13 protein-coding genes are annotated in these 14616 nt (G+C 46.8%); 3 read left to right on the plus strand and 10 right to left on the minus strand.

Going from position 1 to position 14616, the window contains the following annotated elements:
* Positions 1-3 precede the first annotated feature (3 nt).
* Both pcrA and KXD37_RS20430 read right to left on the minus strand, forming a co-directional pair.
* Positions 4-2223 (minus strand): DNA helicase PcrA, encoded by a 2220-nt coding sequence (pcrA, locus tag KXD37_RS20425; RefSeq protein WP_254518086.1) that lies wholly within the window; start codon positions 2221-2223, stop codon positions 4-6.
* A 59-nt stretch (positions 2224-2282) separates the two neighbouring features.
* The gene (locus KXD37_RS20430) at positions 2283-2969 is read right to left on the minus strand and encodes a heptaprenylglyceryl phosphate synthase (RefSeq protein ID WP_127695794.1); all 687 of its coding nucleotides are present in this window, start codon (positions 2967-2969) and stop codon (positions 2283-2285) included.
* 239 nt (positions 2970-3208) lie between these two features.
* Here KXD37_RS20430 and KXD37_RS20435 point away from each other — a divergent pair, with 239 nt between their 5' ends.
* The gene (locus tag KXD37_RS20435) at positions 3209-4786 is read left to right on the plus strand and encodes an FMN-binding glutamate synthase family protein (protein ID WP_101863691.1); all 1578 of its coding nucleotides are present in this window, start codon (positions 3209-3211) and stop codon (positions 4784-4786) included.
* A gap of 35 nt (positions 4787-4821) precedes the next feature.
* On the opposite strand, the gene KXD37_RS20440 is transcribed toward KXD37_RS20435, so the two are convergent.
* Genes KXD37_RS20440 through KXD37_RS20450 form a run of 3 tightly spaced genes read right to left on the minus strand, consistent with a single transcriptional unit; the run spans position 4822 to position 7903 of the window.
* Positions 4822-5136, minus strand: coding sequence for a YerC/YecD family TrpR-related protein (locus KXD37_RS20440; protein WP_014479070.1), 315 nt, complete (start codon positions 5134-5136; stop codon positions 4822-4824).
* A gap of 2 nt (positions 5137-5138) precedes the next feature.
* The gene (locus KXD37_RS20445) at positions 5139-6134 is read right to left on the minus strand and encodes a DUF3048 domain-containing protein (RefSeq protein WP_024120454.1); all 996 of its coding nucleotides are present in this window, start codon (positions 6132-6134) and stop codon (positions 5139-5141) included.
* Between the two features lie 26 nt (positions 6135-6160).
* Entirely contained in the window at positions 6161-7903 is a 1743-nt protein-coding gene (locus tag KXD37_RS20450) for an adenine deaminase (RefSeq protein ID WP_024120453.1), read from the minus strand.
* Positions 7904-8030: 127 nt separating this feature from the next.
* On the opposite strand from KXD37_RS20450, the gene KXD37_RS20455 reads away from it, so the two are divergent.
* Positions 8031-8264: a DUF2892 domain-containing protein gene (locus tag KXD37_RS20455; protein WP_095714336.1), complete on the plus strand. Its 234-nt coding sequence runs from the start codon at positions 8031-8033 to the stop codon at positions 8262-8264.
* A 14-nt stretch (positions 8265-8278) separates the two neighbouring features.
* Here KXD37_RS20455 and KXD37_RS20460 read toward each other — a convergent pair whose 3' ends face one another.
* Positions 8279-9553, minus strand: coding sequence for an APC family permease (locus KXD37_RS20460; RefSeq protein WP_127696913.1), 1275 nt, complete (start codon positions 9551-9553; stop codon positions 8279-8281).
* 144 nt (positions 9554-9697) lie between these two features.
* On the opposite strand from KXD37_RS20460, the gene KXD37_RS20465 reads away from it, so the two are divergent.
* On the plus strand, positions 9698-10120 hold the full coding sequence (locus KXD37_RS20465) for an Lrp/AsnC family transcriptional regulator (protein ID WP_188323595.1): 423 nt from the start codon (positions 9698-9700) through the stop codon (positions 10118-10120).
* Positions 10121-10159: 39 nt separating this feature from the next.
* Here KXD37_RS20465 and purD read toward each other — a convergent pair whose 3' ends face one another.
* The 4 genes from purD to purM are packed head-to-tail and all read right to left on the minus strand — an operon-like array spanning position 10160 to position 14603.
* Positions 10160-11428, minus strand: coding sequence for a phosphoribosylamine--glycine ligase (gene purD / locus KXD37_RS20470; protein WP_106021516.1), 1269 nt, complete (start codon positions 11426-11428; stop codon positions 10160-10162).
* 15 nt (positions 11429-11443) lie between these two features.
* Complete coding sequence (gene purH, locus KXD37_RS20475; protein WP_106022480.1) at positions 11444-12982, minus strand: bifunctional phosphoribosylaminoimidazolecarboxamide formyltransferase/IMP cyclohydrolase; 1539 nt, start codon at positions 12980-12982, stop codon at positions 11444-11446.
* Complete coding sequence (gene purN / locus KXD37_RS20480; RefSeq protein WP_024120447.1) at positions 12979-13566, minus strand: phosphoribosylglycinamide formyltransferase; 588 nt, start codon at positions 13564-13566, stop codon at positions 12979-12981. Before purN ends, purH begins: the two co-directional genes overlap by 4 nt.
* The gene (gene purM / locus KXD37_RS20485) at positions 13563-14603 is read right to left on the minus strand and encodes a phosphoribosylformylglycinamidine cyclo-ligase (RefSeq protein WP_101861353.1); all 1041 of its coding nucleotides are present in this window, start codon (positions 14601-14603) and stop codon (positions 13563-13565) included. The genes purN and purM overlap by 4 nt, the downstream gene beginning before the upstream one ends.
* Positions 14604-14616 lie beyond the last annotated feature (13 nt).

Raw genomic sequence — 14616 nt, forward strand, 5'->3', positions numbered from 1 at the left:
CAATTACTGCTTTTCAATTGGCGCGAATGCCGCTAACAGGCGTTTCACACCGATCGGGCTTGGGAAGGCAATATCGAGTTCGGTCCCTTCTCCTTCGCCTTTCACGCTGACAACGGTTCCTGTGCCCCATTTTTTATGCCCGGCTTTATCTCCGACAGCCCAGCTTAGGGTATCGCCGCCTGTTTTGCTTGCGTAGGACACCGGACGGGAAACAGGGCCGCGTCTCGGCTGCATTTTTCTCGCAGACGGCGCTCTCGTTTCTTTTTTCTCATTTAGGTTTTCCAATAAATCATCTGGAATTTCACCGATAAAGCGTGATTCCGGGTTCATGTTTGTTCTGCCAAACAACGTGCGCATTTTTGCGTTGGTCAGATAAAGCTCCTGCTCCGCTCTTGTAATGCCCACGTAAGCGAGACGGCGTTCTTCTTCCATCTCTGCTTCTTCCATCAGTGAACGGCTGTGCGGGAAGACGCCTTCCTCGAGTCCCATAAGGAAAACAACCGGGAATTCCAATCCTTTTGCGGCGTGCAGCGTCATCAGCGTGATCGCATCCGTGCCGCCGGATTCTTCCTCTTTCTGGTCGAGCTGGTCGATATCAGCGATCAGTGCCAAATCAGTCAGGAACGCAACGAGTGTTTTGTCTTCGCTTTTCTGTTCAAAGTTTTTCGTTACAGACAGGAACTCGTCGATGTTTTCTAAACGGCTTTGGGCTTCAATTGATTTTTCAGCCTTCAGCATTTCTCTGTATTCGGTTTTATCGAGAATTTCTTCGGTCAGCTCGGTAATTGATAAATAGTCCTGCATGTTTGTCAGGTTCTCAATCATCTGTCTGAAGCTGTCGAGCGCGTTTGCTGCCTTGGCGCTGACGCCAATGAAATCAACCTGCTGAATCGCTTGGAATAGTGACAAGTCGTTCATCGCGGCATATGAAGCGATTTTTTCAAGCGATGTGGCGCCGACCCCGCGCTTCGGCACATTGACAATACGCGTGAAGCTGATGTCATCATCCGGATTGGATACGAGACGCAGGTACGCGAGGATGTCTTTGATTTCTTTTCTGTCATAGAACTTTGTACCGCCGACAATGTTATAGTTCAGGCCCGCTTTGAGAAGCGTTTCCTCAATCACACGGGACTGGGCGTTTGTCCGGTACAAGATGGCGATATCCGACAGCTTCCGTTTGCCGGAGTTATGAAGCTCATAAATCTTCCCGGCAACAAATTGTCCTTCACCGAATTCATTGTCTCCGCGGTAATAGGAAATTTTAATTCCTTCATCGTTTTCCGTCCATAGATTTTTCGGCTTTCGGTTTGTATTGTTTTGGATCACTTCGTTGGCCGCGCGCAAAATCCGTTTTGTCGAACGGTAGTTTTGTTCAAGCAAAATGACGCTGGCATTCGGATAATCCTTTTCAAAGGAAAGAATGTTGGCAATGTCCGCCCCGCGCCATCTGTAGATGGACTGGTCGGAGTCGCCGACAACACAAAGGTTTTGGAAACGCTCAGCCAGCTGCTTCACGAGCATGTATTGCGCTCTGTTCGTATCCTGATACTCATCGACGTGGATGTATTGGAATTTGCGCTGATAAAACTCAAGCACTTCCGGAATACGGTCAAACAGTTTAATGGTCGTCATAATTAAGTCGTCGAAATCAAGCGACTGGTTTTTCAGCAGTTTTTTCTGATAATCAGTGTATACATCGCTGACGACCTGATCATAGTAGCCGCCGGCAACCTTAGAAAATTCCTCAGGTTCGGTTAATTCGTTTTTCGCACTGCTGATCGTGCCGAGGATGCTCCTCGGATCAAATTTTTTCGGATCGAGGTTGCGTTCCTTCAAAATTCCCTTGATGACTGAAAGCTGGTCAGCCGTATCAAGGATTGAGAAATTGCGGTTGATCCCGATGCGGTCGATATCTCGGCGCAAAATCCGCACACACATGCTGTGGAACGTGGAAATCCAGATATCATCCGCCCCGGGCCCGAGAATGCTTTCCACACGTTCTTTCATTTCTCTGGCCGCTTTATTTGTAAATGTGATCGCCAGAATGTTCCACGGCGCCACATGCTTTTCCGCCATTAAGTAAGCGATTCTGTGCGTCAGGACACGCGTCTTTCCGCTTCCCGCTCCCGCCATCAGCAGCAAAGGCCCGTCCGTTGTTTTGACAGCTTCCTGCTGAACGGGGTTTAATCCGCTTAATAGTTGATTGCTAATGTAATTCAAAATTCGTCACCCGCCTATACAAACATATGTTCTATCATAAACCAAATCCGTACATTTCGCTACTCGCCTTTGACAGCCGCTACTGTCTTCAGCGCTTCATCAAAATCCTCATACACAGCGTTGCCTACCACAATGACATCCGCGTGCTCGGCATACTGTTTCGCCGTCTCCGCATCTTTAATGCCGCCTCCGTAAAACAGGGTGGACGTTTCCAATACAGCCTTCGTTTTCTTCACGGCTTCTATGTCCCCAAGAGCGCCGCTGTATTCCAGATAAAAAATCGGAAGCTGCAGCAGTTCAGACACGCGCGCATAGGCGATGATATCGTCATGATTCAAATTGGTGTCCGCCTCCGTTAAAGCCGCGGCTTTGCAATCAGGATTTACGATACAGTAGCCCTCCGCCACGATTTCTTCCATCGCCATCAGTTCTCCATATTCCTTCATGGCTTTCTGATGCATTCCGACAATCCAATCCGGATTTTTGCTGTTTAATACACTCGGAATAAAATATAAGTCAAAGCCAGGGACAATCGCTTCAATCGCAGACACCTCAAGGACACACGGCACCAAAAACCGTCTCACCTGAGACAGCATCCGCAGGACATTATCCTCCGTTACACCGTCGCTTCCTCCGATAATAACCGCATCAGTCCCTGACTCACAAAGCATCTCCAGCTGTTCATCAGGCAAATCTTTATTTGGATCGAGTTTAAAGACATGCTTCCACTCCGTTACATCGTACACGTCATCCGTTCCTCCATTCGTTTCTTACCATTTAAACATTATAACAAATTCACATAGCGCGGAAAAACGGAAAAAGCCGTCATTCTCTTTATTCACTGAAAAAGGTGTTTTGATTCTATTTCCGCAGAAAAAAAGCGGCTGTTCCGCTCTCTTTTTATAGAAAAAACACAGAAATATTTTCTATTGTTTGGAAACGCCCCAACAGTGGAAATGGTTACATAAAAAAGGGAGGCTGACAGATGGAATACATCATTATTGCACTTATTGCATTTATCATCGGGATCATCGTTATCCCCATCGCATTGTTTGTCTGGATCTACATAAAGGACGAAAAACAGCAGGAGCATGCAATCCTCCGCAATTATCCTGTCATCGGAAGGTTTCGCTATATTTTTGAAAAAATCGGACCGGAGCTGCGGCAGTATTTATTCAGCAATGACAATGAGGAACAGCCTTTTTCACGAAAAGAATATGAGCAAACAGTCATATCAGGAAAATACAAAAGCAGAATGATGGGGTTCGGATCGGTAAGAGATTTTGATCAACCGGGCTATTATATCCGAAACGCCCTTTTCCCAAAGCAAAAAGAAGAATTGCGTATGGACCAGTCTCCGAAAATCGAAACCCACATCTATAAAATCGATTCGGACAATCTGTTCAGACGCAGCGAACATGCCGAACGTATCAAGGCTGATCCGTATTTTCTCCATCCTGATGATGTTCAAGTCATCGGCGGGAGTACATGCGAAAAGCCTTTTTATGTGAAGGGATTAGTCGGTCAATCCGCCATGAGCTACGGTTCACTTGGAGAGCGCGCCATTACGGCGCTGTCAAAAGGGCTGCACCAGGCGGGCGGCACTTGGATGAATACCGGTGAAGGCGGATTGTCTGAGTATCACTTAAAGGGAGGTGCTGATATCATCTGCCAAATCGGCCCCGGTCTATTTGGCGTACGCAATAGAAAAGGGGAATTTTCGTGGGAGGAATTTAAAAAGAAAAGCCGGCTGGATCAAATTAAAGCGTTTGAGCTGAAGCTCGCACAAGGAGCCAAAACCCGCGGCGGACATGTGGATGGCGCTAAAGTATCAGAAGAGGTGGCAGACATCCGGAATGTCGAACCCGGAAAGTCAATCGACAGCCCAAACCGCTTTCATGAATTTTCAAGCGCGCCTGAAATGCTGGATTTTATTGAAAAGCTGCGAAACGTCGGTCAAAAGCCGGTCGGCATTAAAATTGTTGCAGGCCAGCCTGATGACTTGCATGAGCTTTTTTCTTATATGCAGAAAAGCGGAAAACATCCTGATTTTATTACGGTAGACGGTAGTGAAGGCGGTACCGGCGCTTCCTTCTATGAGCTTGCCGACACAGTCGGCCTCCCGATTATGACGGCGCTCCCTATCGTTGATACGCTGCTCAGACAATACGGCTTGCGTGACCGTATGAAACTTTTTGCTTCCGGAAAGCTGCTGACCCCTGACAAAATCGCGGTCGCTTTAGCTCTGGGCGCTGATTTTGTCAACATTGCACGCGGCATGATGTTTTCAGTCGGATGCATCCGCGCCCTCGTATGCCACACCAACACATGCCCGGCAGGCGTTGCGACAACAGATCCAAAGCTGCAAAAAGCGCTGAGCGTTGAGGAAAAACAGCACCGCGTCTGCAACTACGTCATTTCGCTGCGTGAGGGGCTGTTTAATCTGGCCGCAGCAGCCGGGATCGATTCGCCGGTTCATTTTTCCAAGGAGCATGTTGTCTATCGAAAAGAGGATGGCAGCACAGTTGACATCGACAATCTGATTGAGAAAATTGTTTCATAAAAAAAACGCCCCTTGCCAGACGGCAGGGCGGTTTTTTATTTGGAAGAAGACTCTGTTTCATTCTCCTTCACACGGTCAAGCGCCATTTCATATGCGTCATTTCCATAATTTAAGCATCGTTTCACTCGGGAAATGGTCGCTGTAGAAGCGCCTGTTTCTGTTTCAATTTTATGATACGTGTTTCCTTCGCGGAGCATACGCGCCACTTCAAGGCGCTGAGCCAGCGATTGAATTTCGTTAATTGTGCAAAGATCATCGAAGAACCGATAACATTCCTCCAGGTCTTTCAGCGATAAGATCGAGTTAAATAACTGGTCCAGTTCTTTGCCGCGTAATTTATCGATTTGCATCGTTACACACCTTCTCCTTTACTAATGGAAGCCGCATCGAGATCAGGCACGATATTTATCCATGTCTTTCCTGGCACAAACGGCAGCCATTTGCCGTCTTTTACCGGCACAATTCTTCCGTTTACATTTTTCCAGTCTGCTTCAATGACGTTTCCGTGCTGAAACAGCAGACCTTTACCCCCTGATTCTATGTCGATGTCACGCCTTCCATCTTGGTCAATAGTATGATGGCTGGCTTCAACAATGAAAATATTTTGCATTGCAACCGGCTTTCCGGTCTCCCGGTCTGTCGTCATGACACCATCAGAGCTTCTCGTATAAGCTTCAGTTTTTTTATCATAGTTGTATTCGACAAGATTTGTAACGTTTTTTGTTCCATAATCTACCCGAACATTATAAGATTCATTTACAGGTTTTGCATCTGATGTTTGAAACAGCATTGGATCTGTTTCCTGCTTCAGCTCATATCCCTTTTGTTCAGCCGCCTTTTTTATGTACTGATAAGACGTGTAAGAATTGTGGGGCGGTTCGCTGAAATCAGCTCTCCAAAATAAGCTTCCGTCAAAATCCAATCCATTAATATAATCGGCAGCTCCGGATTCCAGCTGCTCCTTGGCGCCGGGACTCCAGCCGTGATGGACAAATATGCTGTCAAAACCGTTGCTGAGAGTGACGAAATATTCCCGCGCACTCCGCACAGGTCCGACAGTTTCAGGCATCTGGCTTTGAAAAATGGCCAGAAACCTTGTGATTTGGCCTTCGGCAAGCGCTTCTATGACAATGTCGGCTTTAGACAGTCCTGATTGCGGCCTCGCCTTCGGGTGATTGTTCACCATGACAGCAACAGGCCTGCGTTCAGTCACCTTCTGTTCAGTCTCCAGTCCCGTCAAAGGAGCTTTCAGCTTCTTTGTGTGATCAGGGACAGCGTCCTTCTGCTGGCAGGATACTAGCAGGAAAAACGCGAAACACAGTACGCAAACTGTCATCCATTTTTTCATATGTCGGCTCCCCGCTCTTTTATATTTTAACGCATTATCGATGGAAAGAGTACAGTTTTTTTCATCACGTCGAAGATTCCTCTTGGCGTAATGCGTATATACGGGAGGTGCGTGCTTTGCAAAAAGAGCAGCGTATAAACCGGATCACAATACTCATAGCCTCTTTCAGTCAAAAGATCTCTCAGCTTCTGTTCCTTTTCCAGCACGATGTCATACGATTCCGAAGAAGCGCATCCGCACAGTGAAAGCGGAATTTCGTGAAGGATTTTTCCGTTTTCCGCAAGCACAATTCCCCCGCCGATTTCTTTCATGCGGGAGAAAGCAAGCAGCATATCCGCTTTGTTTTTTCCAATCGCGACAATATCCCCCGTCGTCGTAAAGGAGCTCACAAATCCCTGCACACTTGAGGCAAATCCTTTTATCATCGTATTCACGCGCCATTTCCCATGTCTGTCAAGCATCGTTAAATAACTTTCATCATGGTCAAATGAAAGCTGTTCGACCGAGTTGTCGATCTCAATCATATACGGCTCCATAATCACCGCGTTCCGCATTTTTACGCCCATCGGCATGGAAAACTGCAAATCATCCATCGTCATATCATATGAAAGCTCAAGCGGGACAAGACCGCCTTTGTTCCAGTTCGTATGTGGAAACGCATTCATATCACGGCCGTCTTCACGCAGAATTTTGCCTTTTGACAGAACGGTTACCGGATTCGGCTGCAACGGGTCCTCAAGGATATTCAGTGACGCAAGTCTTCCCGGTCCGACAACGCCTAAATAATCATCCATTTGGTAATACTTTGCGATGTTAAAGGATGCCATATTGTACGCATCGATTGCCGGAACCCCTTCTTCCAGGGCAATCCGGATGAGCTCGTTTGTCATGCCGCCTTTATAGAAATTAGGCGTAGCGCCGTCTGTTGTGTAAAAAAAGTGGTCGTAGTAGCGGAAGCCCTTTTCATGAAGCTCCTGCAATATGTTTCTTAAATCAGGGCGAATGGACGAATTGCGAAGTGATACATAATAGCCCAGTTCCAGCCTTCTCATCACTTCATCACCTGTCATGGCTTCATGATCACAATCCGCTCCGAACAGCTTCATTTTTGTAAGCGTTTTATCTGATGCGCCGGGAAAATGCCCTTCTATGCGTTTCCGCTGTTTTTTTGTGGCCTGCATACAGTGAAGCATTAAATCATCGCCATCTACAAGACGCGGCCAGCCAGTCATTTCTCCGCCTTGAATGACATCCGGATGTTCAATCCACTGCTTTCTGACGTCAAACGGAAGAACGTGATCCTCGTTCAGCACCTCGGTTTGCAGGTCATACCGTGACCACCAAAAATACTGAACCGGAAGCTTTTTGAGTTCATTCAAAATAGTAAGCGCTTTCTTTTTTCCGCTTTGCAAAAGCAAAAATAAGTTATCATTTACGAATGTCGTTGTACCGTACTGAGACACATATTCCGCCAGCGTTTGGGGATTATATATTTGAAAAGGATGTGCGTGCGGTTCGATATAGCCAGGCACAATGTATTTTCCTTCACAATCAATCGTATGAATTTCTTCGGTTCTATCCGGAAGTTCATGACCAACATAAACAATACGGTCCTGATAAATCCAAATGTTTTTTTTCAGCCATTGTTTTACATATGGATTTAAGACGAGAGCATTCCGTAAAAGGAGCGTTGGAAGCAGCTTAGAGTCTACAACATCAACCTGTGCCCTGATGTCTTTGTTTTTCCAGTTAAAGGTGCGTTCGGACATTCACATACTCTCCTTTACATGTATTAGACTCATGTTATCACATCCTTCTCCATCACGCACGATAAAAACGTTACAAATTTTTGAAGGTTCAATTAAAAAACTTTTTTAATTAAAAGGAGCAGATTTCATGAAACCAAACATCAGTCTCATCAATGCCGTCTTCCGTATCGCCTGCGGACTGACAATTATGTCAGCTGCCAGCGCCAAGTATACGAAAAAACCTTGGTGCAGAATGCATCTGTTCTGCATCTTTATGGGCGCCATGAAGGCAGGTTCAGGCATACTGCGTTTCTGCCCTGTGACCTATATGTTTCAAAACAGCACTGGTGAAAACCATGGACAGGATCATCAAGAATCGTAAGCAAAAAAGCTTGATCATAAAACGTGATCAAGCTTTTTCTCAGTATATCCCTTTGTCTTCATATAGAAAAAACCAACAGCCGCAAACGCAGCCGGATACAAGAGAGCCCAGCCGCTAAATAAGTAGATCACTGTACAAAGAAGAAGCGCCCCCAAAGCCATCCACCAGCCTGAATCCTTCCAGTTCAGCAGTTTCAGCGCTGCCGCCATTGTGCATATGTAAGATGCGATGAATGCTGAGCTTGGTCCTTTCAGGAGCGTTGTCAGATCAATTTGAAATATGCCGTTTGCCATAAGAACGAAACCAAACACGAAAGCCAGCGCTGTTAATACACAGACAGGTGTATGTTTTGTATGACTGAGCTTCCCGAAATACCCAGGAATATGACCTTCTCTTGCCAACGCATAGACCATCCTTGAAAACCCTGCAATGTTGGCATGAATGGTGGCGAATGTAATAAAAAGAGCTAAACAAGTCGTTACATATACCCCAATATCCCCTGTACCTTTTGATATGAGCATCGTCAGAGATGCGATTTCTCCTTTTTCTCCATATGCATGAGTGCCTACAGTGACAAATGATAGCATGATATAAAGCACCGCCACACAAGCTGCCGCCAAGAATAAACTGATTGGAACATCCTTTTCCGGATGTGTAAACTCTTCAGCTAATGGGGTAATCATTTCCCAGCCTACAAAAGAAAAAAAGATGATGACAGAAACAGAACCCGCGGCAAACCAGCCATGCGGCAGAAAAGGCTTAAATTCAGCTGCTTTAACGTGAGGCAGTGAAACAGCAACAGAAATGACAAGCAGCAGAAGAATGACACAGATGACGAGTATGCTGATGTTTGCTGATAATTGAATGCCCCTGATATGAAGCAAAATGGAGATCGCCAGCATACTTGCTGCAATGCAAGCAATCTGCCAATCTGAAGCCTGTGTGACGTAGCTGACATAATGTGCGCCAGTCAAAGCGATCACTGGCACACCGATCGGAACCGATCCCAGCATGATCCAGCCCAACATGGCTCCGGCTTTTGGCCGAAAAGCAAGCTGTACATAAGCCGTGATCCCTCCCGCGCTTGGCGCCATTCTGACAAGGCGCGCCAGTGTGCCTACGAGCAGAAATGATAAGAAAGACATAAATCCCCAAACCAATACAGAAGCGGGACCAGCGGCATCAGCCGTGACAGACGGAAGGATTAAGATCCCGCAGCCTAATACGGCCCCGATCGTTAATGCCGCTCCTTGAACCCAAGTAATCGAACGCTGTAATTCCGGCAAAATGATTGCCTCCTTTCATGTTAATGGCTTTATTATAGAAAAAAACAAACGGCACCCATATGCTACAATTAAGCTAAATCAACAACATTTCCTCATAATAAAAGGAATTCTCACCAATTCACCTAAACATATAAAGGAGCAATACCAATGGACGATACAGACCTTCAAATTCTTTCGCATTTGCAGCAAAATGCCAGATTAACGATGGTTGAATTAGGAAAGCTTGTCGGACTCAGCTCTCCGAGTGCGGCGGAACGTGTCAGAAAGCTTGAGGACAAAGGGGTCATTACCGGGTACAGCGCTGATATCTGTTATGAAAAGCTAAACAAACATGTCACTGCTTTTATCCTGATGGAGCCGAAAAGCTGCAAGCACTACGCAGCCTTTGCCGCAGCTCACCCCGATGTGGCAGAGAACCACCGGATTACAGGTATGTACAGCTATGTGACAAAAGTGGTGACGGAATCTGTGCATAATCTAGAAGATTTTATAGACGCTTCAATGGCCCACGGAAAACCGACCACGCTTGTTGTGCTTTCTTCTTCCGCTTTCCGGCATGCTTTTGTATAACAAAAAACCCGCAGCACAATCTGCGGGTTTTTCTTCACTTTATTTTTTGGCAGCCTTCAGAGCTCGTGCTCCGATATCTTTTCTGAAAAACAGGCCGGGTTTGATGATCTCATCAACGGCTTTGTACACTCTGTCTCGTGCCGCTTCAAACGTTTCATCAAAAGCGGTCACATTGGCGACACGGCCGCCGTTTGTGACGAACTCTTCACCTTCTGCTTTCGTTCCGGCATGGAAGACGACAACTTGATCAGCATTTGCTGTCAGGCTGCCAATCGGCGTGCCTTTTGCATAGCTTTCAGGATAGCCTTCTGAAGCAAGCACGACACTGACTGCCGCCGTATCCTTCCATCTCAAGTCAACGTCCTTATCATCTAAAAGATCTAGAAGCACTTGTACCAGATCAGAATCCATACGAGGCAGCACAACCTGCGTTTCCGGGTCGCCGAAGCGGGCATTAAATTCAATGACCTTCGATCCATTCGCAGTGAGCATCAGCCCCGCGTACAAAACGCCTGTGAAGGAGCGACCTTCTTGAAACATTGCTTTTGCGGCTGGCTTGACGATCGTTTCTACAGCATGACGCACGGTGTCTTCCGAAATTTGCGGAACAGGAGAGTAAGCGCCCATTCCTCCTGTATTCGGCCCTTTGTCTCCATCAAAAGCACGCTTATGATCCTGGGCAATGACCATCGGATATACCTTTTCTCCTTTGACAAACGCCATGAGGGAAAACTCTTCGCCAGAAAGAAATTCTTCAATTACGACAGATGCGCTCGCATCACCGAATTTTTCATCCTCAAGAAAATCATGCAGACACGCGATGGCTTCTTCTTCCGTCATCGCAACAGTTACGCCTTTTCCAGCCGCAAGTCCGTCAGCTTTAATGACAATCGGAGCGCCTTTTTCCTGCACATAAGCCTTCGCTTCTTCAAAGGATGTAAACGTGTCGTATTCTGCGGTCGGTATGTCGTATTTCTTCATTAAATCCTTTGCGAACTGTTTGCTTCCTTCGATGATTGCAGCGGCTTTTGACGGACCGAACACACGAAGACCGGCTTTTTCGAACTCGTCAACAAGGCCTTCAATTAAAGGAACCTCAGGCCCGACAATGGTCAGCCCGACCTGATTTTCTTTTGCAAATGAGACAAGCCCGGCGTGGTCGCTTTCCTCAATGTTTACAAGCTGTGCAGAAGATGCCATGCCGTCATTTCCCGGAGCGGCAAATACCGTATCAACAAGGCTGCTTTGCGCCACCTTCCATGCCAGCGTATGCTCTCTTCCGCCTTTACCGATAATTAATACATTCACGTCGTTTTCATCCCCTTAATGTTTGAAGTGTCTGATGCCGGTGAATACCATGGCAATGCCGTACTCGTCCGCTTTTTTAATGGAATCCCCGTCACGGATAGATCCGCCTGGCTGGATGATAGCTGTAACGCCCGCTTTTGCCGCTTCTTCGACTGTATCAGGCATTGGGAAATATGCATCTGATCCGAGTGCGCTGCCTTTCGCTTTTTCTCCTGCCTGCTCGATTGCGATTTTCGCTGATCCGACGCGGTTCATTTGTCCGGCTCCTACACCTACTGTCATGTTATCTTTTGCGAGAACGATCGCATTGGATTTCACATGTTTCACGACTTTCCAAGCAAGCTTCAAATCTTCCCACTCTTGCTCGTTCGGCTCTCTTTTTGTCGGAATGCTGATCTCAGCATCAGCAAAGCCGTGCATATCTAAATCTTGAATCAGCAAACCGCCTTGTACAGATGTCAGCTGTTTTTCTTTTTGGACGGCAGCTGTCACATCAAGTGTCAGCAGACGGAGATTTTTCTTCGCTGTCAGGATATCAAGCGCTTCTTGGCTGAATGAAGGCGCAATGATGATTTCTAAGAAAATATGATGAAGCGCTTCGGCTGTTGCCTTGTCCACTTCATGGTTCAACGCGATAATGCCGCCGAAGATCGATGTTTTATCTGCTTCGAACGCTCTGTCAAACGCTTCTGCGATCGTTTCGCCAGTTCCCACCCCGCACGGATTCATATGCTTCACTGCGACCGCAGCAGGCTCAGTGAATTCACGAACAATTTGAACAGCTGCGTCCGCATCTTTAATGTTGTTGTAAGAAAGCTCTTTGCCGTGCAGCTGTTCTGCTTGCGCAATAGATCCTTTGACAGGAAGCGCGCTTTGGTAGAATGTTGCTTCTTGATGAGGATTTTCCCCATAGCGAAGCGATTGTTTTTTCTCAAACGTAACGGTGAATTGCTCTGGTTCTTTTTCACCGACAACATGTGTCAGATAGTCAGCGATCAGCGCGTCATATGCCGCAGTGTGTCGGAATACTTTTGCCGCCAGCTCGCGTTTTTTCTGAAGCGAAACATCGCCTTCTTCTTTGATTTGATTCAGAACAGGGCTGTAATCCGCTGGGTCAACGATAACCGTAACATCCTGATGGTTTTTCGATGCTGCGCGCAGCATGCCAGGTCCGCCGATATCAATGTTTTCAATAGCCTCTTCGTACGTCACATTCTCTTTAGAAATCGTTTCTTTAAATGGATAGAGGTTGACGACAACCAGGTCAATTGGCGCAATGCCGTGTTCATTGATCTGCGCCATATGCTCTTCATTGCCGCGAACTGCGAGAAGACCGCCGTGAATATTCGGATGAAGCGTTTTTAAGCGCCCGTCCATAATTTCCGGAAAACCTGTCACTTCAGAAATTCCGATGACATCAACACCGTTTTCTTGAAGAAGCTTTTTTGTGCCGCCGGTTGAAATCACTTCAACGCCAAGCTCTGTCAGTTCTTTTACGAAAGGAACAAGATTTGTTTTATCTGAAACACTGATTAGTGCGCGTTTAATGGTCATGCCTTTTCACCTCTGTTATTTAATCCTAATAGCTCTTTGATCACACTCGGATACCATTTGTGCTCAAGCTTGTGAATGTGATGTTCAATGGTTTCTAATGTATCTTCTTCGGTAATTTCAATTGCCTTTTGAGCGATGATCGGCCCTGTATCCATTCCTTCATCGACATAATGAACGGTAATCCCGGCAACCTTCACACCCGCCCGGTATGCCTGTCCGACTGCGTCTATTCCAGGGAAAGCGGGAAGAAGGGAAGGATGGATGTTGATGATTTTTCCTCCGTATGCCTGAAGCAGCGTATCACCGATCAGTCTCATATACCCGGCGAGAACGATCAATTCTGCTTCATGAAGATGAAGCTGTTCAATAATGGCCCGTTCAAATGCGGCCTTGTTTTCATAAGACTTCGGCTCAAATGCAAAGGATGGAATCTGGAATCTTTCCGCCCGCTCGATGACTTTCGCCTGCGGCTTATCGCAAACGAGGAGCGAAACGGCTGCATCCCAGTTCTCCTCTTTCAAACGCGTGACGATGGCTTCAAAGTTTGAGCCGTTTCCGGATGCAAATACCGCAAACTTTTTCATGAAAGTGCAGCACCGCCGAATGTAACGCCTTCACCATGTTTTACTCGCCCGATCAAATAGGCTTTTTCGCCGTGACTTTCAAGCGTTCCGATGACTTCGGTGAGATGTTCTTCTTTTACCGCGAGAACAAATCCGATGCCCATATTAAAGACGTTAAACATGTCTCCTTCTTTCAGCTTGCCATGCTCCTGCAAGAAAGAGAAGATCGGCGGGATCGGCCAAGAGCCGTGATCGATTTCCGCACTTAAGCCTTCAGGAAGCATACGCGGAAGATTTTCAATAAATCCGCCGCCTGTTACATGCGCCATACCATCAATGAGTCCGCTTTTCACAGCCGCAAGCACAGGCTTCACGTAAATTCTTGTCGGCTCAAGCAGTTCTTCGCCGAGCGGGCGTTCAAACGGCTCATACGTCTCGTCGAGATCAAGCTCTGCATCGTCCAGAAGCACCTTTCTCACAAGGGAAAATCCGTTGCTGTGAAGACCGCTGGAGCTTAGTCCGATTAAAAGGTGGCCTTCCTTGATGTTTTCGCCGGTCACGATTTCATCCTTTTCCGCTACACCAACTGAGAAACCTGCAATATCGTATTCATCAGCTGTATATAATCCAGGCATTTCAGCGGTTTCTCCGCCGACCAAGGCTGAACCTGATTGCTCACAGCCATCCGCAACGCCTTGTACGATCTGCTCGATTTTCACAGGGTCCGCTTTGCCGACCGCTAAATAGTCGAGAAAAAAGAGCGGCTCTGCACCTTGCGCAAGCACGTCATTGACACACATTGCAACAGCGTCTACACCGATCGTGTCATGTTTATTCATGGAAAAAGCCAGCTTTAATTTTGTGCCGACACCGTCTGTTCCCGAAATTAAAACGGGTTTCTGATAAGAAAGCTCCGACAGATCAAACATGCCGCCAAAGCCGCCAAGGCTGCCCATAACGCCAAGCCTTTTCGTGCGCTCCACATGTTTTTTCATCCGTTTTACAGCTTCATATCCGGCTTCGATGTCAACTCCTGCGTTTTTATATGCTTCAGACATCCTATTCACTCCT

It is taken from the genome of Bacillus sp. XT-2 (genome assembly GCF_025696525.1).
Classification (GTDB): domain Bacteria; phylum Bacillota; class Bacilli; order Bacillales; family Bacillaceae; genus Bacillus; species Bacillus halotolerans.

Bases quoted from the DNA above. Each gene is read 5' to 3' on its own strand.
- KXD37_RS20435 (WP_101863691.1), top strand. From the start codon at position 3,209: ATGGAATACATCATTATTGCACTTATTGCATTTATCATCGGGATCATC.
- KXD37_RS20455 (WP_095714336.1), top strand. From the start codon at position 8,031: ATGAAACCAAACATCAGTCTCATCAATGCCGTCTTCCGTATCGCCTGC.
- KXD37_RS20450 (WP_024120453.1), bottom strand. From the start codon at position 7,903: ATGTCCGAACGCACCTTTAACTGGAAAAACAAAGACATCAGGGCACAG.
- KXD37_RS20440 (WP_014479070.1), bottom strand. From the start codon at position 5,136: ATGCAAATCGATAAATTACGCGGCAAAGAACTGGACCAGTTATTTAAC.
- purH (WP_106022480.1), bottom strand. From the start codon at position 12,982: ATGACCATTAAACGCGCACTAATCAGTGTTTCAGATAAAACAAATCTT.
- KXD37_RS20465 (WP_188323595.1), top strand. From the start codon at position 9,698: ATGGACGATACAGACCTTCAAATTCTTTCGCATTTGCAGCAAAATGCC.
- purN (WP_024120447.1), bottom strand. From the start codon at position 13,566: ATGAAAAAGTTTGCGGTATTTGCATCCGGAAACGGCTCAAACTTTGAA.
- KXD37_RS20445 (WP_024120454.1), bottom strand. From the start codon at position 6,134: ATGAAAAAATGGATGACAGTTTGCGTACTGTGTTTCGCGTTTTTCCTG.
- purM (WP_101861353.1), bottom strand. From the start codon at position 14,603: ATGTCTGAAGCATATAAAAACGCAGGAGTTGACATCGAAGCCGGATAT.